Origin of the sequence: Stenotrophomonas sp. 2619 (assembly GCF_040548725.1) — a bacterium.
Taxonomy (GTDB): Bacteria; Pseudomonadota; Gammaproteobacteria; order Xanthomonadales; family Xanthomonadaceae; genus Stenotrophomonas; species Stenotrophomonas maltophilia_AP.
In genome coordinates this window covers 57118-81714 of record NZ_JBEPSF010000014.1, presented here as the reverse complement: position 1 = coordinate 81714, position 24597 = coordinate 57118, and the positions used below count along the sequence as shown (strand labels likewise).

Annotated in this window: 19 protein-coding genes, 2 tRNA genes and 1 pseudogene; 12 read left to right on the top strand and 10 right to left on the bottom strand. The window is 67.2% G+C overall.

What is annotated here, in order from left to right; translation table 11 throughout:
- Window positions 1-2 precede the first annotated feature (2 nt).
- From ABIA71_RS14730 to ABIA71_RS14705, 6 genes are all read left to right on the top strand, one after another.
- Window positions 3-602: a GNAT family N-acetyltransferase gene (locus ABIA71_RS14730; protein ID WP_128097838.1), complete on the top strand. Its 600-nt coding sequence runs from the start codon at window positions 3-5 to the stop codon at window positions 600-602.
- Entirely contained in the window at window positions 599-1555 is a 957-nt protein-coding gene (argC, locus tag ABIA71_RS14725; protein ID WP_354286131.1) for an N-acetyl-gamma-glutamyl-phosphate reductase, read from the top strand. The genes ABIA71_RS14730 and argC overlap by 4 nt, the downstream gene beginning before the upstream one ends.
- Window positions 1556-1626: 71 nt before the next feature.
- Entirely contained in the window at window positions 1627-2922 is a 1296-nt protein-coding gene (gene argH / locus ABIA71_RS14720; protein WP_354286130.1) for an argininosuccinate lyase, read from the top strand.
- Between the two features lie 76 nt (window positions 2923-2998).
- Window positions 2999-3259, top strand: coding sequence for a YciI family protein (locus ABIA71_RS14715; protein WP_354286128.1), 261 nt, complete (start codon window positions 2999-3001; stop codon window positions 3257-3259).
- Between the two features lie 14 nt (window positions 3260-3273).
- Window positions 3274-4422 (top strand): glutamate 5-kinase, encoded by a 1149-nt coding sequence (gene proB, locus ABIA71_RS14710; protein WP_502961255.1) that lies wholly within the window; start codon window positions 3274-3276, stop codon window positions 4420-4422.
- A gap of 116 nt (window positions 4423-4538) precedes the next feature.
- Window positions 4539-5798 (top strand): glutamate-5-semialdehyde dehydrogenase, encoded by a 1260-nt coding sequence (locus ABIA71_RS14705; RefSeq protein WP_354286125.1) that lies wholly within the window; start codon window positions 4539-4541, stop codon window positions 5796-5798.
- A 619-nt stretch (window positions 5799-6417) separates the two neighbouring features.
- Here ABIA71_RS14705 and pgaD read toward each other — a convergent pair.
- From pgaD to ABIA71_RS14655, 10 genes are all read right to left on the bottom strand, one after another.
- Window positions 6418-6891 carry a poly-beta-1,6-N-acetyl-D-glucosamine biosynthesis protein PgaD gene (gene pgaD / locus ABIA71_RS14700; RefSeq protein ID WP_354286123.1) on the bottom strand — a complete coding sequence of 158 codons (474 nt, stop codon included), beginning with the start codon at window positions 6889-6891 and terminating at the stop codon, window positions 6418-6420.
- A complete protein-coding gene (pgaC, locus tag ABIA71_RS14695; protein WP_354286121.1) occupies window positions 6888-8135 on the bottom strand; it encodes a poly-beta-1,6-N-acetyl-D-glucosamine synthase in 1248 nt (415 codons plus the stop codon). The genes pgaD and pgaC overlap by 4 nt, the downstream gene beginning before the upstream one ends.
- 7 nt (window positions 8136-8142) lie before the next feature.
- Window positions 8143-10038 (bottom strand): poly-beta-1,6-N-acetyl-D-glucosamine N-deacetylase PgaB, encoded by a 1896-nt coding sequence (gene pgaB, locus ABIA71_RS14690; RefSeq protein ID WP_354286119.1) that lies wholly within the window; start codon window positions 10036-10038, stop codon window positions 8143-8145.
- A 10-nt stretch (window positions 10039-10048) separates the two neighbouring features.
- The gene (pgaA, locus tag ABIA71_RS14685) at window positions 10049-12082 is read right to left on the bottom strand and encodes a poly-beta-1,6 N-acetyl-D-glucosamine export porin PgaA (protein ID WP_354286117.1); all 2034 of its coding nucleotides are present in this window, start codon (window positions 12080-12082) and stop codon (window positions 10049-10051) included.
- 334 nt (window positions 12083-12416) lie between these two features.
- Window positions 12417-13628, bottom strand: coding sequence for a CynX/NimT family MFS transporter (locus tag ABIA71_RS14680; protein ID WP_354286115.1), 1212 nt, complete (start codon window positions 13626-13628; stop codon window positions 12417-12419).
- Window positions 13629-14004: 376 nt separating this feature from the next.
- Window positions 14005-14081 (bottom strand) — tRNA-Pro (locus ABIA71_RS14675).
- Between the two features lie 138 nt (window positions 14082-14219).
- Window positions 14220-14296, bottom strand: a tRNA-Pro gene (locus tag ABIA71_RS14670).
- Window positions 14297-14352: 56 nt separating this feature from the next.
- Window positions 14353-14466, bottom strand: coding sequence for a cytochrome bd-I oxidase subunit CydX (cydX, locus tag ABIA71_RS14665; RefSeq protein ID WP_038687448.1), 114 nt, complete (start codon window positions 14464-14466; stop codon window positions 14353-14355).
- A gap of 58 nt (window positions 14467-14524) precedes the next feature.
- Window positions 14525-15679, bottom strand: coding sequence for a cytochrome d ubiquinol oxidase subunit II (gene cydB, locus ABIA71_RS14660; protein WP_038687450.1), 1155 nt, complete (start codon window positions 15677-15679; stop codon window positions 14525-14527).
- Between the two features lie 15 nt (window positions 15680-15694).
- Window positions 15695-17278, bottom strand: coding sequence for a cytochrome ubiquinol oxidase subunit I (locus ABIA71_RS14655; protein ID WP_354286112.1), 1584 nt, complete (start codon window positions 17276-17278; stop codon window positions 15695-15697).
- Between the two features lie 230 nt (window positions 17279-17508).
- On the opposite strand from ABIA71_RS14655, the gene cydD reads away from it, so the two are divergent.
- The 6 genes and pseudogenes from cydD (at window position 17509) to ABIA71_RS20870 (ending at window position 24585) form a co-directional block, all read left to right on the top strand.
- Entirely contained in the window at window positions 17509-19239 is a 1731-nt protein-coding gene (gene cydD / locus ABIA71_RS14650) for a thiol reductant ABC exporter subunit CydD (RefSeq protein WP_502961254.1), read from the top strand.
- Window positions 19236-20906 (top strand): thiol reductant ABC exporter subunit CydC, encoded by a 1671-nt coding sequence (gene cydC, locus ABIA71_RS14645; RefSeq protein ID WP_354286110.1) that lies wholly within the window; start codon window positions 19236-19238, stop codon window positions 20904-20906. Before cydD ends, cydC begins: the two co-directional genes overlap by 4 nt.
- Window positions 20907-21060: 154 nt before the next feature.
- Complete coding sequence (locus ABIA71_RS14640) at window positions 21061-22155, top strand: alpha/beta hydrolase (RefSeq protein WP_354286108.1); 1095 nt, start codon at window positions 21061-21063, stop codon at window positions 22153-22155.
- A 232-nt stretch (window positions 22156-22387) separates the two neighbouring features.
- Entirely contained in the window at window positions 22388-23434 is a 1047-nt protein-coding gene (locus ABIA71_RS14635) for an alpha/beta hydrolase (protein ID WP_354286106.1), read from the top strand.
- A pseudogene (locus ABIA71_RS20875) lies at window positions 23431-23919 on the top strand ((R)-mandelonitrile lyase); the annotation flags it as partial. The gene ABIA71_RS14635 and the pseudogene ABIA71_RS20875, both read left to right, overlap by 4 nt.
- A gap of 93 nt (window positions 23920-24012) precedes the next feature.
- Window positions 24013-24585, top strand: coding sequence for a carboxymuconolactone decarboxylase family protein (locus ABIA71_RS20870; protein WP_502961259.1), 573 nt, complete (start codon window positions 24013-24015; stop codon window positions 24583-24585).
- Window positions 24586-24597 lie beyond the last annotated feature (12 nt).

The following is a 24597-nucleotide window of genomic DNA, read 5'->3' as shown; positions in this document are numbered from 1 at the left end:
CGATGAATCACGCCGATTGGACCAAGGTGCCCACGCTGGCCGGCACCCACGCCCGGCTGGAGCCGCTGCAGATGGCGCACATCGACGGTCTGCGCGGCGCGCTGGGCGACGGTACGCTGTCCAATCTCTGGTACACCCAGGTGCCCAGCGCCAAGACCATGACCGGCTACGTGCAGGCCGCGCTGCAGGCCCAGGCCGACGGCAAGGTGTTGCCGTTCGTGGTGCTCAACGCGGCCGATGAGGTCGTGGGCACCACCCGCTACTACGCGATGGAAGAAGAAGTGCCGCGCCTGAGCATCGGCTACACCTGGTACGGGCAGGACGCGCAGCGCACCGGCATCAACACCGAGACCAAGCTGATGCTGCTTACCCATGCCTTCGAACGGCTGGCGTGTCTGAGCGTGGTGTTCGAAACCAGCTGGTTCAACTTCGCCTCGCGCACCGCGATCGCGCGGCTGGGTGCCAAGCAGGACGGCGTGCTGCGCAACCACAAGCGCCACCCCGACGGCACCCCGCGCGACACCGTCATCTTCTCCATCATCGACGCGGAATGGCAGGGCGTGAAGCGCCATCTGCAGCACCGCCTGGACGCACACGCATGAGCAGTTCCCCCTCGTACACCGTCGGCATCGTCGGCGCCCGTGGCCATACCGGCGCCGAGCTGATCAAGCTGATTGCCGCACACCCGAACCTGCAGCTGGGCTTTGTGTCCTCGCGCGAACTGGCCGGGCAGCGGGTGAGCGATCACCACGCCGACTGGCAGGGTGACCTGCACTTTGAGAACCTCGATGCCGACGCGGTCGCCGCCAAGGGCATGGACGCCGTGATCCTGGCGCTGCCCAACGGGCTGGCCGCGCCGTTCGTCACCGCGCTGGACGCGGCCCGCCCGGACACGGTGATCGTGGACCTGTCGGCCGACCACCGCTTCGAGCCGAGCTGGTACTACGGCCTGCCCGAACTGACCCGCGGCGACTACCTCGGCCAGAAGCACATCAGCAACCCGGGCTGCTACGCCACCGCGATGCAGCTGGCGATCAGCCCGTTGCTGACCCAGCTGGCCGGCCCGCCGCAGTGCTTCGGCGTGTCCGGGTATTCCGGCGCCGGCACCACCCCGTCGGACAAGAACAACCCGGAACTGCTGCGTGACAACCTGATGCCGTACGCGCTCACCAACCACATGCACGAGCGCGAAGTCACCGCGCACCTGCGCGTGCCGGTGGAGTTCATGCCGCACGTGGCACCGCATTTCCGCGGCATCACCATGACCGTCAACCTGTGGCTGAACACCCCGGTCAAGCGCGAGGACGTGATCGCGCAGTACCGGCAGTACTACGCCAATGAAGCGCTGATCGAGGTCATCGACGAGGCGCCGTGGGTCAGCCAGATCGCCGGCCGTCATGGCGTGCAGATCGGTGGCTTCGACGTGGCCCCGGGCGGCAAACGGGTCGTGGTTGTCGCCACCCTGGACAACCTGCTCAAGGGCGCGGCCACCCAGGCCATCCAGAACCTCAACCTGGCGCTGGGTCTGGACGAACTGGCCGCGATCCCGCACTGAACCCTTTCCGGCGCACACCGGCAGCGGTGCGCGCACAACCCGGCGGAGCGATTCCGCCAACGGAGCAAGACATGGCAGACCTTCTGTGGCAGAAGCCGGGCGTCGCCGTCGACGCCAAGATCCAGACTTTCCTGGCGGGCGATGACGTGATCCTGGATCGCGAGTTCTTCCTGTATGACGTGGCCGCCAGCAAGGCGCACGCGCAGGGCCTGCAGCACATCGGCATCCTGTCCAGCGACGAGCTGGATGGCCTGCTGCGCGAGCTGGACGTGCTGGGCGCCGATTTCCGCAGCGGTGCATTCGTGCTGGATGAGCGCTTCGAGGATTGCCATTCGGCGATCGAAGCCCGCCTGACCGAGCGCCTGGGCGATGCCGGCCGCAAGATCCACACCGGGCGCAGCCGCAACGACCAGATCCTGGTGGCCACCCGCCTGTGGTTGAAGGACAAGCTGCTGCACGTGGCCGGCCTGAGCCGGGAGATCGCCAAGGTGGCGCTGGACCGCGCCGAGGCCGAGAAGGACCTGCCGGTACCGGGTTACACCCACATCCAGCGCGCCGTGGTGTCCTCGGCGGGCATGTGGTGGGCCGGCTGGGCCGAGGCCTTCATCGACAACGCGATCCGTGCCCACGACACCTTCGCGCTGATCGACGCCAACCCGCTTGGCACCGCCGCCGGGTACGGCGTGAACCTGCCGCTGGACCGCGCCCACACCACCGCCGCGCTCGGTTTTGCGCGCATGCAGGTGTCGCCGATCTACGCGCAGCTGTCGCGCGGCAAGTTCGAACTGGCCGCGCTGGAAGCGCTGGGCGGTGCCACCCTGGACCTGCGCCGCATCGCCTGGGACCTGTCGCTGTTCACCAGCGGCGAGTTCGGCTTCGTGGCGCTGCCGCCGCAGTACACCACCGGCAGCTCGATCATGCCCAACAAGCGCAACCCGGACGTGATCGAACTGATGCGCGCCACCCACGCCAGCGTGGCCGCCGCCCGTACCGAGATCGAGCAGCTGCTGTCGCTGCCGTCCGGCTACCACCGCGACCTGCAGAGCAGCAAGGGCGCCATCTTCCACGGCTTCGGTCGTGGCCTGGCCGCACTGGAACTGCTGCCGGCGTTGCTGGCCAACCTGGAATGGCGCGACGACAAGCTGCGCGCGGCGATCGACTCGGGCATGTATGCCACCGACGTGGCGGTTGAAGCGGCCGTGGCCGGCGTTCCGTTCCGCGAAGCCTACAAGGCCGCTGCGGCCGGGGCCGACAGCGCAGGGCAGGGGCGTACGCCCGAAGGCAGCCTGGCCGCGCGCGTGTCGCCCGGTGCGGCCGCCGACCTGCGGCTGGACGAACTGCGCGCCCGCTGGGCCGCGCTGGTGTGATCACGACGGCGACCGCAAGGTCGCCGTTTTTGCAACTGTACTGCCCGGCGCTGCCCGGCAACCGAAGGGACACCCGATGAACATCTGCTACCTGGTACTGGTCACCCGCACCCCGGCGTTCCGCGACGAGGTCGGCGCCGAGCACGCACGCTTCCTCGATGACGTGCGCGCGCGCGGCCAGCTGCTGCTCACCGGCGGCTTCACCGACAAGAGCGGCGGCGCCTATGTGCTGCAGGACGTGGCCGACCTGGCCGCCGCGCAGGCGCTGGTGGACACCGATCCGCTGCTGGTGCACGGCAGTGCCACCGCCAGCATCCACGAATGGGCCACCCGCTGAGGCATGCAGCCGTGATGAGCCCCACCGTGCACTCACCGTTTCTCGAACAGACGCTGCCGCCGTGGAAGCGTGCCGTGCTCAAGGTCGGCAGCAGCCTGCTGGCTGCCGATGGCGGCGGGCTGTCGCCGCGTCATGCACTGGGCCTGGCCCAGTTCGTCTCGGCCAACGTACTGGCCGGGCGCGAGGTGGTGATCGTGTCGTCCGGCGCGGTGGCCGCGGGCCGCGCGATCGTGCCGCGCGCGCTGGAAGCCGGTGCGGCGATGGCCGCGCGCCAGGCGCTGGCCGCGCTGGGCCAGGCGCAGTTGATTGGCCTGTGGCAGCGCTTCTTCGAGCGCCCGGTGGCGCAGGTGCTGCTCACCCACGACGACCTGCGCAACCGCCGCCGCTACCTCAACGCGCGCGCCACCCTCAACGAGCTGCTGCGCCTGGGCGCGTTGCCGGTGGTGAACGAAAACGACACCGTGTCGGTGGACGAGCTCAAGCTGGGCGACAACGACAACCTGGCCGCCACGGTCGCGGCGTTGATCGATGCCGACGTGCTGTTCATCGCCACCGACATCGATGGCCTGTACAGTGCCGACCCGCGCCGTAACCCGCAGGCCCGCCCGATCCACGACGTGCCCGAGCTCACCGGCGAGGTGCTGGCCATGGCCGGCGGCGCCGGCAGCGGGGCCGGTACTGGCGGCATGCATACCAAGCTCGAAGCGGCAGCCAAGGCCGGGCGGGTCGGCATCGACACCTGCCTGTTCAATGGCCGCGACAGCGAGGTGGTGCGCGCGTTGGCCCAGGGTCGGCTGTTCGGCACCCGCATCCACGCCGGACAGACCCGGGTGGCCGCCCGCAAGTACTGGTTGCGGCATGCCCCGCTGGAACCCGGCGCGATCCTCATCGACGACGGTGCGGCCGCCGCGCTGCGCGACAAGGGGGCCTCGCTGCTGCCCGGTGGCGTGCGCGGTGCCGAGGGCGATTTCCGCCGCGGCGACATGATTGAAGTGCGCCTGCGGAATGAGCAGGGCGAGGTATGCCTGGCGCGCGGCGTCAGCCAGTACTCGGCCAGTGACATCCGCCGCATCGCCGGCCACCACTCGCGCGACATCGAGCGCGTGCTCGGTTACAACTACGGTGGCAACGTGATCCACCGCGATGACCTGGTAGTGCTGTAACGCGTAAGAACATCCACGGTAGAGCCACGCCATGCAGGGCTGCGCAGCCTGGGCCCGTTTGACGTCCTGCAGCCACGCATGGCGTGGCTCTACCCTGTACTTCAGAGGATAATGAGATGGTTGCCAGCCCCCCCACCGACATCCGCGCCCAGGCACTGGCCTGCCGCACCGCGGCGCAGCAGCTGGCGCAGCTGTCTTCCAGCGCCAAGACCGCGCTGCTGGACGCGATGGCCGCCGCGCTGGAGGCCGATGCCGGGCACATCCTGGCGGCCAATGCACGCGACCTGGCCGCCGCGCGCGACAAAGGCACCGGCAGCGCCATGCTCGACCGCCTGGCGCTGGACTCCACGCGCCTGGCCGGCATCGCCGCGGCCCTGCGTGAAGTGGCCGCGCTGCCCGATCCGGTGGGCCTGGTCACCCGTGACGACGTGCGCCCCAATGGCATCCGCGTGCAGAAAGTGCGCGTGCCGCTGGGTGTGATCGTGATGATCTACGAAGCGCGCCCGAACGTGACCGCCGACGCTGCCGCGCTGTGCATCAAGGCCGGCAACGGAGTGATCCTGCGCGGCGGCTCGGAAGCCATCCACTCCAACACCGCCATTGCCGCCGCGCTCAAGCGCGCGCTGCGCGAGGCAGGCGTGGCCGACGCGGCGTTGACGCTGGTCGAGGACCTGCGCCGCGAGACCATGCTGGAACTGCTGCAGCTCAACGACTTGGTCGACCTGGCGATCCCGCGCGGCGGCGAAGGCCTGATCCGCTTCGTGGCCGAGCATGCGCGGGTGCCGGTGATCAAGCATTACAAAGGCGTGTGCCACCTGTACGTGGACCGCGCGGCGAACCTCGAACGGGCACTGGCGCTGCTGGTGGACGGCAAGTGCAGCCGGCCGTCGGCCTGCAATTCGCTGGAAACGCTGCTGGTGCATGCCGACATCGCGGCCACCTTCCTGCCACTGGCCGACACGGCTCTGCGCGCGCGCGGGGTGCAGCTGCGCGCCGACGCGCGCGCGCGCGCGTGGCTGGCCGATGCGCAGCCGGCTACCGACGCCGACTACGCCGCCGAATACCTGGACCTGATCATCGCCGTGCGCGTGGTCGATGACCTCGACCAGGCCCTGGCCCATATCCAGCAGTACAGCTCGGATCACACTGAGGTGATCGCTACCGAAGATGCGCAGGCGGCCGAACAGTTCGTGCACGCGTTGCGCTCGGCGGTGGTGATGGTCAACGCATCGTCGCGGTTCTCCGACGGCGGCGAGCTGGGCCTGGGCGCGGAGATCGGCATTTCGACCACGCGCCTGCACGCCTACGGCCCGATGGGTCTGGAAGCACTGACGGTGGAACGGTTCGTGGTGCGCGGAGAAGGGCAGACGCGGTAGGTGTGTTGTTGTTTGCAGGGCTGCCGCCCTGCACCCGCTACCGCCACGGCAACCGCCACGGCAACCGCAACGGCAACCGCAACGGCAACCGCAACGGCAACCGCAACGGCAACCGCAGAAGCTTGCCATCCGTGGGATGGCGGGGTGGGTCCGGTTGCGGGGGACGCCGTAAACCCGTCCCTGGGGGCTTGGCCGCGGCATCCATGCCGCGGACACCCCCGCAACCGGACCCACCCCGCCTCCGACAGATTCCCGTATCTGACAGTAGATCCACGCCATGCGTGGATGCTCTTCGATTTCAATTCGAATTATTCGATATCGATATCGATATCAATATCGATAAGACTTCGTCCCCGCATGGCATGGCTCTCCCCACCGTCACCAGGAAACTGTCGGGGGTGGGGCGGTGTGGGTGGGAAGGACCGTCGGCGCCATGGATGGCGCCGCCGAGCCCCCATGGACGGGTTTACGGCGTGTCCTGCCCACCCACACCGCCCCGCCCAGCCAGCAGAAACCCAGAGCCGCATTGGCCGTTGACGTGGCTCCGGCTCCGGCTCCGGCTCCGGCTCCGGCTTCAGCTTCGGCAGGTGCAGGGCGCAGCCCTGCCGAGACCCCCCCCTTACAGCAGCGGCTGGCGCGTCAGCCCCACCGGCCTTGCATGGTCGTCCATGTGCAGCGTGACCGCTTTGCTACTGGCCAGTAGCGCGGCCAGTTCGGCGCTGGCGCCCAGGTCGCGGGCGATCTCCTCGCGGGTGGTGTCTTCATGCGGCGTGCGGCGCTCCTTGCCGGCAAACCGCATGCGGTTGTACTCGGCCCAGGCAATCAGCAGCACCGCCGTGCAGACCAGCATCACCGGCAACGCGAAGATGATGAAGGGATCGAGCGTCTGCTTGTACTCGTACAGCTGCAGCCAGGCCAGACGCCCGCCGAGCAGCCAGGAAATCAGCGTCACCAGCGGCGCCCACAGGTAGAAGTAGAACCCCCAGAAGGCCAGGGTCACAAACCCCCAGGCGGTGCGTTGCAGACGCGGCTGCTGGCGCGGTTTCTGGATCAGGCGCGAGTCGAAGCGGCGGGTGGATTTGACAGTGTTCATCGGATTCCCCGGTCGGGACTGACCCAGACCGCCCGCTTGCCGCGGCGCTTGAGCAGCGTCTTCGGCAGGGCCACCAGGGTCGTGAACAGGCTGATGAGCCAGTACGCCATCGGGTACCAGATCACCCAGAAGTAGTTGCGTCCAATGTGGGTTTCGTAACGACGATCAATGATCAGGCTGCTGGCAAACTGCAGCAGGCACACCAGCGCCAGAATCACCCCGTGCCATTGCGGCAGCAGCGTGGCGATGTACAGGTCCTGCGGCAGGGGGATGAACTTGCCCAGCGCCCAGAGCACGATGATGGCCAGCATGGTGTAGGCCCACAGCACGCTCAGCAGGTACTCCAGCAGCACGCCCCACATGCGCCGCTTGCGCCAGTGGAACAGCGAGCTGCCATGCCGCAGCATCACTTCCACGCCGCCCTGGGCCCAGCGCAGGCGCTGCCGCCACAGGCCCTTGAGCGTTTCGGGCATCAGGATGAAGCACAGCGCGTTGGGTTCGTAGCGGATGTCCCAGTGGTCCAGCTGCAGGCGCCAACTGATGTCGATGTCCTCGGTGACCATGTCGTCGGCCCAGTAACCGATGCGGTGCAGCGCGCTGCGGCGGAACGCGGCGATCACGCCGGAGATGGTGAAGATGCGCCCATACACGCGCTGGGCGCGCTTGATCATGCCGATGATCGAGGAGAACTCGGCCACTTGGAGGCGCCCCAGCAGGGTGGAGCGGTTGCGGATGCGCGGGTTGCCGGTCACCGCCCCCACGCGCGGGCCACTGGTCAGGTGCCAGACCATCCAGTGGGTGGCGTACTCCTCCAGCATCGCATCGCCATCAATGCACACCAGGTATTCCGACCGTGCCGCCAGGGCGCCCATGCGCAGCGCATTGGCCTTGCCCAGGTTGCGGTCCAGGTGCACCACGCGCAGCCGCGGATGCAGGGCGGCCATCGCGTCCAGACGGGCACCGGTGTCGTCGCTGCTGCCATCGTTGATGGCGATCACTTCGAAGTCCGGATAGTTCTGGCGCAGCGCCGAACCGAGCGTGTCGGCCAGGTTGTCCGCTTCGTTGTGGCACGGGATCAGGATCGACGCGAACGGGTAGGCGTCCATCGGCGGCGGATCATTGCGATCGCGCGCCTTCCGCTCACGTCGGAAGAAGTAGTACAGGCCGCCGGACATCCAGAAAAACGCCATCACCATCGGATAGAAGAAGGCGAACTGGAACAGCGCGAACAGGAAGGGATGCATGGCAGCCTCACTTTTCCTCGTACGGGAAGCTGCGCGAGGACATCGCCGCGCGCGCATCGTAAGTGGACGGACGGCCGGCGATGAAGTCGTCGGGGTACCAGGCGAAATGACGCACGCCCTGCGCCTGCAGGCGACGGATCTGCGCACGCAGGCGCTCACCGGGAATCGGTTTCTGGGTACGCCAGTCCACCGTCTGCAGTTCGAACATGGTCTGGGACAGCTGCGGGTCGTGCGCACGCACCGCCACCACCAGCTTGTCCAGCCATTTTTCCGGGTTGCGGCTGCCTTCCATCCACGGCATCGCCATCAACGCGGTGTGGTCGTAGGCCTTGTTGAACAGGTCCAGGCGCTGGGCGAACCAGCTGGCGCTCTGCGGCTGCAGCACCGGTTGCGCGTACAGGTTGCGCACCGTGGCCAGCTTGGGCCGCCAGCGTTGCGCGGCGGTGCGCAGCTCCAGGGTGAAGTCGATCAGCGCCTGGGTGCGCGCACCGTCATCGCCTTCGGGCGGCAGCTGGCTCAGCTCGGTGTCGCGCAGGTAGGCATCGTCGTGGAACAGCAGCCCCTCGAAGTAGGAGTTGATTGCCAGGTCTTCGTAGATGTCATCGATGATCCGGCGCACCTTCGGGCGGGTGAAGTCCAGCCGGAAGATGCCGTCGCGCTCGGGGCTCTCGATCGCCAGCGCCTTGCGGATGGCCGGGTCCTTGAGCTCATAGCCCAGCACCGGCAGCCATGCGAACACCTTCACCCCGGCGCGCGTCTTGAGCTGCCACGCCACCCGGTTGAACAGGTCCGCGCGCATCGGCAGGTGCCGGTTGGGGAAGTACAGCGCGTCGGCCGAGCCGTTGCCGTCCGGGTCGGCGAAGGCCTGCAGGAACACGTGGGTGGGGCCGATCTTCTTGACCCGCTCGATCAGCGCATCCAGGTTTTTGGCCAGCTGCACCGGGTCGGCGTCGTACACCGCGTCCAGGTCGATCTGCAGGGCGCGCATGCCGTCGCGTTCGACGTCGCGGCGCAGTTCGTAGGCCAGCTGCACCACGGTCGGGTTGTTGGTCACCAGCAACCGGGCCAGGCCATGCAGGTCACGCGTGACCGGCGTGCTGCGGCCTTCCAGGTCGAAGGACACCGGCATGCCAAGCTGCTCGGCGATGTCGTTGCTCAGCGCGTTGTAGGCGGCATACGGCCACACGATCGCCTTGGGCGACACGCCCACGTTCTTCTGGATGCGGTCCACGCTCAGCTGCAGGTCCGCGCGCAGCCGGGCGTCGTACTGGGCGGCGGTTTCGTAGCGCTTGGCGGTCGGGTCGTAGATGCGGGTGATCACCGCCGGGGTGGAGTTGCCCTGCGGGTTGGACTGCACGCCGTGGTGCAGGTTGTCGGTGTGGCTGGCCAGTTCGATCAACCCGCTCTTCTGCATCTCGCGCAGTTGTTCCCAGGTGAGGAAATCATCGCGGGTGAAGGGGCGGTAGCCGTAATCGATCTGGCGACCGGCGGGCATGTCCACGTAATCGGTGATCACCGCCACCAGCGCCGGGTAGTTGTAGGCGCGCAGCAGCGGGAACACTTTGCTGTACACGCTGCGCAGGCCGTCATCGAAGGTCAGCAGCACCGGCTTGGGCGGCAGCGGGGCGCCGCCCTGGGAGGCGGTGATCAGCTGCGACAGCGACACCGGGTGGTAGCCGTGCGCGGACAGCCAGTCCAGGTGGGCGGAGAAATTCTGGGTGCTGGTCGCATAGGCGTCCAGGTCGCTGGTGGTGGCCACGTCATCGCGGATGTCGTGGTAGCTGAGCACCAGCAGGCCGTTGTCGGCTGCGTCCAGCACCGCCGGCTGCGGTTGCGCGTGCGCGGGAGCGACCACGGCCAGCATCGCCAGCAGCAGCCCCAGGGTCCAGCGTTTCAGATCCATATGGTCCATCTCATTCTCCCCAGCGCAGGCCGACATCCAGGCCGACGTGTCGTTCGCGTTGTCCGTCGTAGACCGGTCGCGACCAGCTCACGCCGTACTCGAAGATCCGGCCTTCGCCGATCTGCCATTCGTGGCGGTACTCGGCCGACGGCACGATCGCGCTGCCAAAGCCCTGCTGCCAGTACTGGCCCACCGACACCGTCAGGCGGTGCCGGAAGTGGCGTTCGTAGTGGCGCCACAACTGCTGGTCCACGCGCAGGCCCAGTTCCACCGAGTGGTCCTCGGACGGGTTGAAGTAGGGCACGTCGTCGCGGCTGCCCTGGCTGGCGTAGAGACTGCCCAGGCCGTCCAGGATCAGCGTGGGGCGGGTCAGCAGGCGCTGCTCGATGGCGGTGGTGACGGTATCGCGGCGATTGCCATCGTCGTAGCGGAACTGGCTGGCGCCAATGCTCCAGTGGGTGCGTTCGTTGCGGCGGTAGTCCGCGGCCACGGCCACGCTGTCGGCGGTGATGCCCGACACGCGTGCCTGCAGCGAGGCGTCGGCGTCGTTGCGCGCGGCGGTGACGCCCACGTGCCACTGGTCGCTGAACTGCCAGCCGAGGCCGGCGCTCAGGCCGGTATCGCCGATGTGGTCGTTGGCACGGTTGACGAAGGCTTCGGCATCGGCGCGGCCATAGCGGTAGCGCGTGCCCAGGCCCACCCGCAGCGGGTTGATGGTCTGGTCCTGGAAGTCGACGTTGCGGCGGTCGGCAAAGGCCACCACGCGCCAGCGGTCGTCGAGGATCGGCGACTGCACTTCCACGCCGTAACGGCCGTCATCGTTGCCCAATGGCGATGCGCCACCGCCGCCGGAACTGCGCCCGCCCTCGGCGTAGGCATGCAACTGCCAGCCGCGGTGGGCGCGCCAGCTGCGGTCCAGGCGCTGCACTGACGGTTGGCCAGGGTACCGTTCCACCAGGGTGTCGCGGATCGGGCGGGCGAGGTCGTCGCGCTGCAGTTCCACGTAGGCGTCGTACTGGCCCAGGCGGGCCGGGACATCGCGCGGGTCCAGCGTGTTGGCCATGCTGTAGCGCTCCAGCGCCCGGCGCGGCCAACCGCGCATCAGGTAGACGTTGCCCAGCGAAGATTGCGTGCCGGTGTTGCCCGGGCCAATGTCGACCATCTTTTCCAGGTCGCGCTGGGCGGCGGGCAGGTCGCCGCTGTAGGCGCGCACCATGGCCAGGTTGAGGTCGGCTTCGTAACGCGGCCAGTTGGCGTGCGGTGCCTTGGCGCCGTTGGTCCAGCGCCAGGCCGGTTCGTCGGCCTGCCACTTCTGCAGCAGCGCGATGGCGGTGTCGGCCTGTTCGCTTTCCAGGTAGGCGTAGGCCAGTTCGGAGCGCACCTGCGGCTGCGAGGGGTCGGCCTTCATGGCCGCTTCGAGCACGGGGATGGCTTCCTGTGGATGCTGGGTGGCCATCAGCGAATCGCCGATCGGGGCCATCAGGTAGTTCGGCACCGGATGGCCTTCGGCCAGCAGGCTGCGGTATTCATCGCGCACCTGCGTGTGCCGGCCCAGCCGGTTGAGCAGGATCAGGCGGTCGTAGCGGATGCGCAGCGGCGCGGCCTGCACGCTGCTGCCGTCGCGGTCGAGATACTGCTGCATCTGCGCCAGCGCGCTTTCGGCTTCGTCCAGCCGGGTGTCTTCACTGGCCCCGTAGGCCAGGCTCCAGCCGACCAGCTTGGCCAGGTAGTTGGCCTCGAAGCGTTGCTTCTGGCCGTCATCGAACAGCTGCGGGCGGGCCTGGTACAGCTGCCAGGCGCGGTGCGCATTGCCGATGTCGGACAGGGTCAGGACCTGCAGCTTGTACAGCAGCGCGTCGTCGGGCGATTGCAGCTGCGCCCGCTCGATCGCGGCCAGCGCATCCAGCCATTGGGCATGGTCGCGGAACTGGCTGATCTGCCCCAGTTGATCCGCAGTGGCGGCGGCGCGTGCGCCGGTGCTGGTCAGACAGAGTGTGGCGCATGCCAGGCCGACGCAAAGCGCCAGCGGCCGATGGTTGTACATGGAACCCCCAGTGCATCCCTTCAAAGAATATGGTGTGCGAAAAGTGTGACGCACATCACATGCCAATCCTGCCTGACTGCGCAATTGTTTACAAATTGTTAAATCGGGCGTATGGGCATCCAGCTGTCGAGGAAGACTCGAAACAGGTCATAACGTACTGAATGCAAAGACCGACCGGCCGCCGCCACGGCGATGTCCCCGGGGTCGTTGCGTACTGAAGCCGTTCAGTGAAACGCGCTGGAGAGATCCAGGCCCGGACTGCCTGCCGTTGCCGGCAGGTCAGTGAGTGACACGCTACGTCAGCAGGTGCGCAAGCGGTGTGTAGAAGCGACGCTTACCACTGGTCTTCCAGTTTCTGCGGCTTGCAGGCCACCCACGACGCGGTGAGCAGGACCAGCGCACAGATCACCAGGAAGCCGAACGGCAGGTGCCAGCCACCGCTCACTTCGTGCAGCCAGCCGAACAGGAACGGGCCCAGGCAGCTGAAGGCGTAACCCACGCCCTGCATGAAGCCGGACAGGGCCGCCGAGCCGGCGGGCGTGCGGGTGCGCAGGTTGATCAGGGTCAGCGCGAGCGGGAACGTGGACGGCCCGATGCCCAGCAGGACGGCCCACAGCCACGGCGCCTTCATGGGGGCGAAGAGCAGGCCGGCGAAGGCGATGAGGAAGGCCGAGAAGCCGATCAGGACCAGCGGGAAGGGGTTGCGCAGGCGCACGGCCAAGGCGGGCATGGTGAGCGAGGGCAGCAGGCCGCAGGCGGCGAAGATGGCGACCATGATGCCGCCGAAGGCGGGGGTGGCACCGGCTTCGACGACGATGCGCGGCAGCCAGGTGAACATGGAGTAGGTCATGAGCGAGGTCATGCCGAACATGAGGGTCATGCCCCAGCCAAGCGGGGTGCGCCAGACCTTGCCATGCGGCTGGGCGGCCGGGTCGGCGGCGGTGTCGAGCGGGTCCGGATGCGGGCGGCGGCGGGCCAGCGCCATCCAGGGCAGCGCGGCGGCCAGGGCGAGGATGGCCCAGATGCCCAGCGACACGCGCCAGCCGGCGCTCTGCGCCAGGGGCACGGCGAGCAGGGCGGGCATCATGGTGCCGATCTGCAGGACGGTGATGTAGAGGGTGCTGACGGTGCCGACGCGGTTGGCGAAGTAGCGCTTGACCAGGGGCGGGACGACGACGTTGCCGATGCCCATGCCGGCGAGGGCGACGATGGAGCCGAACAGCAGGCTGCCGATGCCGCCAGCCATGGAGCGCAGTAGCAGGCCGACGGTGGCCAGGCCCATGGCGAGCAGGGCGGTGCGTTCCAGGCCGATGCGGCGGGCCACCATGGGGGTGGTGACGCCGAACAGGGCGAACGAGGCGGTGGGCAGCATGCCGAGCACGCCGGTCATGGTGGTGCCGAAGCCGAAGGTCTGGCCGAGCAGGTCGAGCAGGGGGGTGACCGAGGTGACGGCGGTGCGCAGGTTGAGCGCGGCCAGCAGGATGGCGGCAAAGGCGAGCATGCGTCCGCGCAGCAGGGAGGAGGCGTGTGGGTCGGTAGGGGTCATGGGCGTGGATCTCGTGCAGGTGGCGCGATCACGGTGGGGGGCCGGATGTGCGGAAACGCCGCCACGGGCACATGGCCGGGGGCTGCGTGGGGTCGAAGAGGAATGGCGCGCGCCGCGCGCGTCCCGAAGCGGGGCATTGTACCTGCGCCAAATGAATGGGTCGTGCCAACGGGCCGGACGGAAATCAATGGCTGGCCGCGTAGCGCCGGGCTCTGCCCGGCTGCTAGTCCGGCTGCTAGTGCCGCCATCGTTCAATTCTGCCGGGCAGAGCCCGGCGCTACGCGACGATGCCATCCAGGCTGGGGCGTGCCCCAATCAACAGACACAAAAAAGCCCGGAGGACATGTGTCTTCCAGGCTTCAATGTGACCATCAAATGGTCGGGGAGACAGGATTCGAACCTGCGACCTCTACGTCCCGAACGTAGCGCTCTACCAGACTGAGCTACACCCCGTAAGGAGCCGCCTATTGTATCGATCCCGCCCTTCGGCGGCAAGGGGGACCGTGTTGCTTTCCTTCGGCGCCGCGTTGCCACGGCTTAGACACAAAAGCCTGGAAATCGTGCTTCCAGGCTTCAATGCGACCACCTGAGTGGTCGGGGAGACAGGATTCGAACCTGCGACCTCTACGTCCCGAACGTAGCGCTCTACCAGACTGAGCTACACCCCGAAGGAGCCGCCAAGAATACGGTGTGAAGGCCGTATCGGCAACTCTTTTTTACACTTTCAGCGTTGCTCGTTGTCCAGTCGGCTGGTTTCGCGGGCTTCGAACCACATGCCGTTGAGAATGGCCACGACCGAAGCAAGGCCGGCGCCGAGGATCCAGGCGAAATACCACATGTTCACTCTCCTTCATTCGGGGGTGGTGCCGACCGGTGGTCGGCACGCATGAAACCACTCAATACGCGTTGGGGTTGTCGCCCATTTCTTCGGCGGTCGTCTTGCCCTTCATGACGCGGTACACCCAGCTGGTATACGCAATGATGATCGGCAGGAAGATGGCCGTGGCCAGCAGCATGATCCACAGCGTGAGATGGCTGGACGAACTGTCCCAGACGGTCAGGCTGGAGATGGGCTGGCTGGAGGACGGCAGCAGGAACGGGAAGATCGCAAAGCCGACGGTGAGGATGATGCCGGCGATGGACGCACCCGAGGCGAGGAAGGCCAGGCCGCCACGGCGGGCACGCAGCAGCACTGCACTGGCCAGGGCACCGAGCAGGCCGATCAGCGGGAACACCACGGTGGCGGGCATGCTGCTGTAGTTGCGCAGCCAGCCGCCGGCGACGCTGCCCAGTTCTACGGTCTTCAACAGCGGGTTGGTCGGACCGTCGGTGACCACCTGCGAGGTGATCTGGTAGCCCGGCAGGCCGAAGGCCACCCAGGCGCCGGCAGCGGCAAACAACACGAAGCTCGCCAGTGCAGCCACGCTGCCATAGCGGGCCGAACGCTCGGCCACCGGACCGTCGGTCTTGAGCACCAGCATCGCCGCACCGTGCGACACCACCATCGCCACGCTGACCAGGCCCGCCACCAGGGCGAACGGGTTGAGCAGGCCGATCAGCGTGCCGGTGTAGAAGATGCGCATGCTGTCATCGAAGTGGAACGGCACGCCGACCAGCACGTTGCCCACCGCCACGCCTGCGATCAGTGCCGGCAACAGGCCGCCGACAAACAGCGCCCGGTCCCAGTTCTGGCGCCAGCGCTTGCCGGGCATCTTGCTGCGGTACTTGAAGGCGACCGGGCGCAGGATCAGCCCGAACAGCATCAGGAACACGGCCAGGTAGAAGCCGGAGAAGCTCACCGCGTACAGCGGCGGCCACGCGGCGAAGATCGCGCCGCCGCCGAGCACCAACCAGACCTGGTTGCCTTCCCAGACCGGACCGACGGTGTTGATCACCAGCCGGCGTTCGTCATCGGTACGGGCCACGAACGGCAGCAGGGTGCCAACGCCCAGGTCGAACCCGTCCATGACGGCCCAGCCGACCAGCAGGATGCCGAGCAGCAGCCACCAGATCACGCGGAGCGTGGTGTAATCAAGTGCAATGAATTCCATCTGGATTCTCCTGCCTCAGGCTTGGCCGGGGGCGGCGGCAACGTGGGAAACGGGGCGGATGTCGGCCTGCAGCGTGGGCAGGATCTCTTCCGGACCCTTGCGGATCGCCTTCAGCATCAGCTTGACCTCGATCACCAGCAGCACCGTGTACAGCGCGGTGAACACCGCCAGCGTGGTCAGGATTTCATGCAGGGCCAGGCCCGATGCGGCGTAGAAGGTGGGCAGCACGCCATCCACCGCCCACGGCTGGCGACCGTATTCGGCCACGAACCAACCGCATTCGATTGCGATCCACGGGGCCGGCAGCGACCACACGGCCAGGCGCAGGAACCAGCGCTTGTCCTGGAAGCTGTTGCGGCACGAGAAGTAGAACGCCAGGGCGAAGAAGGCGATCAGGTAGAAGCCCAGGCCGGCCATGATGCGGAAGGTCCAGAACAGCGGTGCCACGCGCGGTACCGTGTCCATCGCCGCCTTGGAGATTTCTTCCGGGGTGGCGTTGAGGATGTCCTCGCGGTAACGCTTCAGCAGCAGGCCGTGGCCCAGATCCTGCCAATGACGGTCGAACATCTCGCGCGCTTCGACGTCGTTCTTGTCCTTGCGCACGCGTTCCAGCGCACCGTACGCCAGCTGGCCGCCGCGGATGCGGTTCTCGGCGCGGCCCACCAGTTCCAGGATGCCCGGGATCGGCTGGTCCAGCGAACGGGTGGCGATCAGACCCATCAGGTACGGAATCTTGATCGCGTAATCGTTGGTGTGGGTGGTCTGGTTGGGAATGCCGAAGGCGGTGAAGTCGGCCGGGGCACGCTCGGTTTCCCACATCGCTTCAATCGCCGCCAGCTTCATCTTCTGGTGTTCGCTGGCGGCGTACCCGCTTTCGTCACCCAGCACTACCACCGACAGCGACGACAGCAGGCCGAAGGCCGCCGCCACCGCGAACGAACGGCGGGCCATGTCCTTGTACTTGCCCCGCAGCAGGTACAGCGCACTGATGGACATCACGAAGATGGCGCCGGTCACGTAGCCGGCACTGACGGTGTGCACGAACTTGGCCTGCGCCACCGGGTTGAACAGCACCGCGGCGAAGTCCACCACTTCCATGCGCATCGTTTCGGGATTGAACACCGCACCGGTCGGGTTCTGCATCCAGCCGTTGGCGATCAGGATCCACACCGCCGACAGGTTGGTGCCCAGCGCCATCAGCCAGGTCACGGTAAGGTGCTTGACCGCGCTCAACCGCTTCCAGCCAAAGAAGAACAGGCCGATGAAGGTGGCTTCCAGGAAGAACGCCATCAGCCCTTCGATGGCCAGCGGTGCGCCGAAGATGTCACCCACGTAGTGGCTGTAGTACGACCAGTTCATGCCGAACTGGAATTCCATCACCAGGCCGGTGGCCACGCCGATGGCGAAGTTGATGCCGAACAGCGTGCCCCAGAACAGGGTCATCTGCCGCCAGACCTGTTTGCGGGTCATGACGTACACGCTCTCCATGATGGCCACCATGAAGGACAGCCCGAGCGTGAGGGGGACGAATAGGAAGTGGTACATCGCGGTCAGAGCGAATTGCAGCCGCGACAGTTCTACGACTGTCTGATCAATCATGGCCTGGCTACCTCGTTGGGTGTTTGCGTTTCAGGTGGCGGGAAGGGGGGTCTACGGGATGAATTCTGTGACCTGCAACTTCAAATAGCCTTGATTCAGATCAATGTACGAGCGGTCTTGCCAAGGAATCGTATGCGTTCCTGGCAGCCTGCGACCGCTTGCCGCACGGGGGCCATGCCGGCACCCACTACAATCGACGGAAACCTCCCTGTGTCCCTGCGTGATCTGCCTTGAGCATACCCCCCGACGCCACTGTTGTTGAAACCACGGCCCTGCGCCGTCGCCGCCTGCACTGGCTGGGCGGGCTGGGCATGGCCGCGCGGGGGCGCCAGCGCATGGCTGCGCTGTGCATCTGCGTGTCCGGGGCGCTGTTGATCGGTCAGGCCGCCGCCATCGCCTGGTTGATCCAGGCGGTGCTGGTACAGCACCGGCCGTTGGAAGATGCCACCCCCGTGCTGCTGGGCCTGCTGGCGGTACTGGTCGCGCGCGCGTTGCTGGGCAGCGCTACCCAGGCCGCGGCCGGCGATGTGGCCGATGCCGCACGGCTGGCCCTGCGTGAACGGGTCTACCGGCGCCTGCTGGAGCGCGGGCCGTTGTGGCTGCGCCAACAGCGTACCGGCGAGCTGGGCGAGCTGATGCTGGCCCATGCCGATGCAATCGAGAACTATTACGCCGGTTATCAGCCGGTCCGCATCGAAGTAGTGGTGGTGCCGCTGCTGATCGCGCTGGCGGTGGCCTGGACCGATTGGGTAGTCGCGTTGATCCTGGTGTTCACCGCGCCGCTGGTGCCGTTCTTCATGATGCTGGTGGGCTGGGGTGCAGAAGCGGCCGGGCGCGCGCAGCTGGGCGAGCTGGCCCGCATGAGCGGGCATTTCGCCGACCGCATCAAGGGCCTGGGCCTGCTGCGCCTGTACGGGCGCGGCGAGGCCGAGCTGGAGGGGGTGGCCGCCGCGGCCGAAGGCGTGCGCGAGCGCACCATGAAAGTGCTGCGCATCGCCTTCCTGTCGTCCACCGTGCTGGAATTCTTCGCCTCGGTCAGCGTGGCCATGGTCGCGCTGTATTTCGGGCTGAGCTACCTGGGCCTGATGTCGTTGCACGCGCAGGTGCCCACACTGGGCGTGGGCATGTTCTGCCTGTTGCTGGCGCCGGAGTTCTACGCGCCGCTGCGGCGCCTGGCCGCGCACTACCACGACCGCGCCAACGCGCTGGCCGCCGCCGCCGAGGTGGAGCGCCTGCTTGGTGAGCTGCCTGATGCGGAGGAGGGCGGCGACGCCCCTGCCGCCGTTGCGCGTGCGCCCGAATTGCTGGAACAGCACGCGCCGCCGGTGCAGGTGCGCGACCTGGTGCTGCGCCCGCTGGGCGCGCAGCACGACGTGATCAACGGCCTGTCCTTCCAGATCGAGCCCGGCCAGCGGCTGGCGCTGGTCGGCCCCAGCGGCAGTGGCAAGAGCACCCTGCTGGAAGCGCTGGCCGGCTGGCTGCCGCCGCAGTCGGGCAGTATCGTGCTGCGCCCCGGGCTGGAAATCGGCTATGCCGGGCAACGCCCCTACCTCTTCCACGGCAGCATCGCCGACAACCTGCGCCTGGCCGACCCGGGCGCCACCGACGCGCACCTGCGCGCCGTCGCCGAGGCGGCGCAGGTGATGCGCTTCGCGTCCGCCCTGCCGGATGGGCTGGATACGGTGATCGGCGAGCGCGGCTTCGGCCTGTCCGGGGGCGAGGCGCGCCGCATCGGGCTGGCGCGGTTGCTGCTGCGCGACCCGCAGTTGTTGCTGCTCGACGAGCCCACCGCCTTCCTCGACCCGGACACCGAGGCCGACCTGCTGCGCACGCTGGCCGCGTTCGCACGCGGCCGCAGCGTCATCATCGCCACCCACAGCGAGACCGCCATGGCCTGGGCCGATACGCGCCTGACGCTGACCGCCAGCGGCACCCGCAACACGCAGCAGGTGCCGGCATGAGTGCGCCGCACATCGACGCGTTGAAGCAGGTGTTTACCCGCCATCGCGGTCGCCTGGTACTGACCGTACTGCTGCTGTGGACCACCATGCTGGCCGGCACCGCATTGCTGGGTCTGTCCGGTGGCTTCCTCACCGCGGCCGCACTGGCCGGTGCGGCCGGGCTGGGCAGCGGCTTCAACTTCTTCTCGCCCTCGGCGGGCATCCGCGGGTTGACCATGGCGCGGATCGCCTCACGCTATTTCGAAAAGCTGGTGGGTCACGACGTCACCCTGCGCATCGCCCGCGACCTGCGCGTGTGGTTCTTCCGCCGCGCGCTGCCGCTGGCCCCGGCGCGCCTGGCCGGCGTGCGCACCGGGGAGTTGCTGGCGCGGCTGATGTCGGACATCGGCGAAGTGGACGGCCTGCTGGTGCGCGCCATCGGCCCGCTGCTGGCGCTGGGCGGCATCTCGCTGGTGGGCGTGATCGCCGCCGGCATCATCTACCCGCCTGCGGCGCTGCTGCTGGGCGTGCTGGCGCTGATGATCGGCGCGGGCGTGCCGTGGCTGACCGTGCGCGGTGCCGGCGACCAGGAGCGCGACCGCGCGCTGCATCGTGCACAGCTGCGCGCGCAGTCCTTCGAGGGCCTGGAAGGCGCGGCGGACCTGACCGCCCTGCAGGCGCGCGAGCACTGGAACCTGCGCGTGCTGGTGGCCGCCAAGCAGCTGAAATCGCGCGACCGCCGTCGCCGGGTGCGGTTGATCGGCGGCAATGCGCTGCACGGTGTGTGTGCGGCGGCAGGGCTGGTGGCCATGGTGTGGGTGGCGCTGCGCGGTTTCGAGCGCGGCGCGATCGATGCGGCTATGGCAGCGGGACTGGTCTTCCTCACCGTGGCGCTGCTGGAACTGTGGGCGGCCATCGGGCTGGCATGGCAGTCGTGGTTGTCCGGACGGGTGGCGGCGGTGCGGCTGGAGCAGATTGTCGACCAGCCCGCCGGTGTGGCCGAGCCGGCAAACCCGGTGCCGGTGCCCGTCGAGCCGGCCACGCTCAGTGTGGAGCACGTGGCGTTCCGCTGGCCGGGACAGGAGCGGGCATTGCTGGACGGGCTGCAGTTGCAGTTGCGCCCGGGCGATCGCATCGCCATCCAGGGCGACAGCGGCTGTGGCAAAACCACGCTGTCGTCGCTGCTGCTGCGCCTGTGGGACCCCGACGCGGGGTACGTGCGCTACGGCGGCGTCGACATCCGCCAGTTCGCCCAGGCCGACTGGCACCGCCAGGTGGCCTGGCTGCCGCAGAACGCACCGGTGTTTGCGGGCAGCGTGGCCGACAACCTGCGGCTGGGCGATCCGCAGGCGACGGATGCGCAGCTGTGGCAGGTGCTGGCCGATGTGCGCCTGCGCGCCTGGGCCGAACAGATTGGCGGGCTGCAGGCGTGGGTGGGCGAGAACGGCGCCACCATGTCGGCCGGGCAGGCGCGGCGCCTGGCGCTGGCGCGGGCGCTGCTGCGCGGTTCACCGATTCTGTTGCTGGACGAACCTACGGAAGGGCTGGACGTGGATACCGCGCATGCGTTGCTGCATGACATGGTGGAGGCGTTGGGGAGCCGTAGTCTGGTGATGATTACGCATGATGTGTTGCCGGAGGGCATCGTGCATCGGAGCTACAGGTTGCGCGACGGGAAGCTGGGGTAGAAGTGCGGCACGAAGGGCAGTGGCACGCCACCGCCACTGCCATATCGTAGACATGGCATATATACCCTCCATGCATGAGTGATATGCGCGTGCGCGCTTCTTCCAGGGTGAACCCGAGGGTAGATTCCCCTGACAATCTGTCACGGAGTGACCCATGCAGACACGCACCCGCCTCCGCACTATGGTGCCTGGCTTCCCCTCCACGCTGATCTGGATGGCGGTTTCCCTCTGCGCCACGACCGCCATGGCCAACGAGCCACTGCAGATTGAGGCGCAGGGGAGTTTCCTCGCAGGTGGCATGGAAAAGACGGAACCTGGCACGTTCGATCCGTTGAAACCGTCCAATCCGGAGGGCCAGAGCTACCACGGTGATCACGTCTATGCCTTCTACCAGAAGCCGGTGAATGCGCGTCCGCTACCGATCGTGATGTGGCACGGTGCGGGCCAGTCGTCCAAAAGTTGGGAAACGACTGCCGACGGGCGCGAGGGCTTCCAGAACCTGTTCCTGCGCCGCCGCTTCACCACCTACCTGATCGATCAGCCACGGCGAGGCAAAGCCGGCCGAAGCATGGTCGAGTCCACGCTGAAGCCCGTGGCAGACGATCAGATGTGGTTCAACCAGTTCCGAATTGGCCTCTGGCCGACATACTTCGGCGGCAGTCAATTCCCGACAGGGGAGGCCACGCTGGACCAGTTTTTCCGTTCGGTCACGCCGAACACGGGGCCGTTCGACCTCGGGGTAGTCTCTGACGGGGTAGCTGCTGTGCTGCAAAAAACAGGGCCTGCGATCCTGTTCACCCATTCGCAGGCGGGAGGCCCTGGCTGGATGACGGCTATAAAGAGCCCGAATGTTCGCGCGATCGTCGCCTTCGAGCCCGGTAGCAGCTTCGTGTTTGCCAAGGACGATGCGCCGGTACCGATTCCCAGTGCGTTCGATACCGTCGCGCCCGCCGTAGTGTCTCCCGAGGCGTTCAAGGCGCTGACGCGGATCCCCATTCTGGTGCTGTATGGCGACAACATCCCTGACAAGCCCGTTGACCTGCCCGCGCAGGACAGCTGGCGGGCGCGGCTGGAAATGGCCCGCGCCTGGCGCGACGCGGTCAATCGGCAGGGTGGGGACGTGACGTTGATCCATTTGCCGGACATGGGAATCCGTGGCAACAGCCACTTCCTGTTCTCGGACCTCAACAACGTTCAGATCGCCGATCTGGTGAGTGAGTTTCTGGCGAAGAAGAATCTGGATCATTGAGCCGGAATGCGTCGTGCAGTGATCGCGCCATCAAAGGCATGTGGCGCGCCGGTGCTGCGACGCTCGCCGATCCACAATTCATATCATTCATGCATGAGTGATATCCGGCTGATGCTCTTTTTCCATGAGTGCACGGCGGTTAGTTTTACGCCTGATCCCCCGCCAACGTGGGCGCGCCACATGCACCGGCAGGGGTAACGTCCGAACTGGGAGCACTGGAATGAAGCACATCGTGCACGCCACGCTGTTGGCGATGTCTCTTGGCCTGGCGGCAGGCAACGCGGCCGCCGCCGACTACACGCTCAACCCCTTCACACTGGCCTACGAAGGTGCGATCACGCGGAATGTGCCCAGCGAGGTCAACGTCCACTCGGTGTCCTATCCGCTGAATGGAATCGAGATCGCCGCGAACTTCTACACGCCGGCCAACTTCGATGCCGCGCGGAAATACCCAACCATCGTCGTCGCCCACCCCAATGGTGGGGTCAAGGAGCAGGTGGCCGGCCTGTACGCGCAGCGTTTGGCTGAGCAGGGCTACATCGCCATCACCGCCGATGCGGCCTATCAGGGTGCGAGCGGCGGCCAGCCCCGCAGCGTGGATATGCCCTCCCACCGTATCGAAGACATCCACGGCATGGCGGACTTCATCAGTCGATTCCCTTGGGTCGACACCACGCGCCTGGGCTTGCTGGGTATCTGTGGTGGCGGCGGCTATTCGCTGGCGGCCGCGCAGACCGACAAGCGGTTCATGGCTGTGGCCACGATCAGCATGTTCAACTCTGGCCGTGTACGCCGCAACGGCTATGCCGACTCGCAGCTGGACACCGTCCAGCAGCGCCTGCAGCAGGCTTCGAATGCGCGGGCACAGGAAGCTGCCGGCGGCGAAGTGCTGTACTCCGGCGACGCCAATCTCACCGACGCACAGATCGCCAGGCTTCCCTTCGATCTGTATCGGCAGGGCTATGCGTACTACTGGAAGACGCACGCCCATCCCAACGCCACCTTCCGCTACACCACCAGCAGCCTGCTGGACCTGATGCGTTGGGACGCCACCGACCAGATCGAGCTCATCAACCAGCCGCTGCTGATGATTGCCGGCAGCAAGGCTGACAGCCTGTACATGACCCAGGACGCTTTCGCCAAGGCGACCGGTACCTCCGACAAACAACTGGTGCTGCTGGACGGCGCTACGCATATCGAAACCTACTGGGTGCCGAAGTACGTGGATGCCGCCGTCGCCTCGCTGACCACGTTCTACAGCCGGACGCTTGCGCCATGAGCGCGCCTCGCAGATCAACCGCGCAGAGTGCGCTGCTGGGCGCGGCGTTGAGCGTGGCGGCACCATTCGCCGGCGCGGTCGACCCACCCACGCAGCAGATCACCCGAGCGGGAACCCAGTCGTCCGTTGCCGGTCCGGCAGCGACCTTCGTCGGCAAGGTGCGGGTCGATCCGCTGTTCCCGGCGGACGAGGAGGTGCAGGCTTCTTCGGCATACGTCAGCTTCGAGCCGGGTGCGCGCTCGGCCTGGCACACCCACCCCGCCGGTCAGCGACTGGTGGTTACCTCCGGCGTTGGGCTGACCCAGGAATGGGGTAAGCCGGTGCAGCAGATACACGTCGGGGATGTGGTGGTGTGTCCTGCCGGGGTCAAGCATTGGCACGGCGCCGCGCCCCACAGCGCAATGACCCACCTTGCAGTGACCGGGGTGGTGGACGGCAAATCGGTGGCGTGGCTGGAGCAGGTCAGTGATGACCAGTATCGCGAGGCGTCGGCGGGCATCCACGCTCCCGTTGCCGGGCCGCTTTCGCCGAAGCAGCAGGCTATCCCGCTGATTGCGGCCGCTGGGGCCAGCAGTGACATGCCCCAGCTCAATGCCGCGTTGAGCCAGGGACTGGATGCTGGCCTGACGTTGAGTGAGACAAAGGAAGTGCTCGTGCAGCTGTATGCCTATGCGGGGTTTCCAAAGAGTCTCAATGCCCTGGGCGAGCTGATGAACGTGGTACGCGCACGTGAGGCGCAGGGTGTCGCCACCGCACCCGGAAAACCGCCCACCGGAAAGATGCCCGTGGGCGATGCGCTGCGCGCTCGGGGCACCGCCAACCAGACCCGGATCTCCGGTGCCCCGGTGACCGGCCCGGTCATGGACTTCGCCCCCATCATCAACCAGTACCTGCAGACGCATTTGTTCGGCGACATCTTCGAGCGCGACAACCTGGATTGGCAGAGCCGTGAACTGGCCACGGTTGGCGCGCTGGCGACGATGCCTGGTGTGGAGGCGCAGTTGCGCTCGCATATGGCGGCCAGCCAGCGCGTGGGCCTCAGCCGCGCACAGTTGCACCACCTGGCCCAGCTGTTGGCCCATAGCGGTTACGCGGCCGCATCCGCCCGAGCAGTGCAGGCGCTGGAACAGACCCCACCGCCTTCGCCCTGACCATGTCGTTCA

Excerpts from the sequence above, each read along its gene's own strand:
- ABIA71_RS14715 (WP_354286128.1), top strand. The coding sequence starts at position 2,999 with ATGAACATCTGCTACCTGGTACTGGTCACCCGCACCCCGGCGTTCCGC.
- argC (WP_354286131.1), top strand. The coding sequence starts at position 599 with ATGAGCAGTTCCCCCTCGTACACCGTCGGCATCGTCGGCGCCCGTGGC.
- pgaC (WP_354286121.1), bottom strand. The coding sequence starts at position 8,135 with ATGCATCCCTTCCTGTTCGCGCTGTTCCAGTTCGCCTTCTTCTATCCG.
- pgaB (WP_354286119.1), bottom strand. The coding sequence starts at position 10,038 with ATGGATCTGAAACGCTGGACCCTGGGGCTGCTGCTGGCGATGCTGGCC.
- cydB (WP_038687450.1), bottom strand. The coding sequence starts at position 15,679 with ATGGAATTCATTGCACTTGATTACACCACGCTCCGCGTGATCTGGTGG.
- ABIA71_RS20870 (WP_502961259.1), top strand. The coding sequence starts at position 24,013 with ATGCCCCAGCTCAATGCCGCGTTGAGCCAGGGACTGGATGCTGGCCTG.
- ABIA71_RS14655 (WP_354286112.1), bottom strand. The coding sequence starts at position 17,278 with ATGATTGATCAGACAGTCGTAGAACTGTCGCGGCTGCAATTCGCTCTG.
- proB (WP_502961255.1), top strand. The coding sequence starts at position 3,274 with ATGAGCCCCACCGTGCACTCACCGTTTCTCGAACAGACGCTGCCGCCG.
- pgaA (WP_354286117.1), bottom strand. The coding sequence starts at position 12,082 with ATGTACAACCATCGGCCGCTGGCGCTTTGCGTCGGCCTGGCATGCGCC.
- cydC (WP_354286110.1), top strand. The coding sequence starts at position 19,236 with ATGAGTGCGCCGCACATCGACGCGTTGAAGCAGGTGTTTACCCGCCAT.
- ABIA71_RS14705 (WP_354286125.1), top strand. The coding sequence starts at position 4,539 with ATGGTTGCCAGCCCCCCCACCGACATCCGCGCCCAGGCACTGGCCTGC.
- pgaD (WP_354286123.1), bottom strand. The coding sequence starts at position 6,891 with ATGAACACTGTCAAATCCACCCGCCGCTTCGACTCGCGCCTGATCCAG.
- ABIA71_RS14730 (WP_128097838.1), top strand. The coding sequence starts at position 3 with ATGAATCACGCCGATTGGACCAAGGTGCCCACGCTGGCCGGCACCCAC.
- ABIA71_RS14680 (WP_354286115.1), bottom strand. The coding sequence starts at position 13,628 with ATGACCCCTACCGACCCACACGCCTCCTCCCTGCTGCGCGGACGCATG.
- cydX (WP_038687448.1), bottom strand. The coding sequence starts at position 14,466 with ATGTGGTATTTCGCCTGGATCCTCGGCGCCGGCCTTGCTTCGGTCGTG.
- argH (WP_354286130.1), top strand. The coding sequence starts at position 1,627 with ATGGCAGACCTTCTGTGGCAGAAGCCGGGCGTCGCCGTCGACGCCAAG.
- ABIA71_RS14640 (WP_354286108.1), top strand. The coding sequence starts at position 21,061 with ATGCAGACACGCACCCGCCTCCGCACTATGGTGCCTGGCTTCCCCTCC.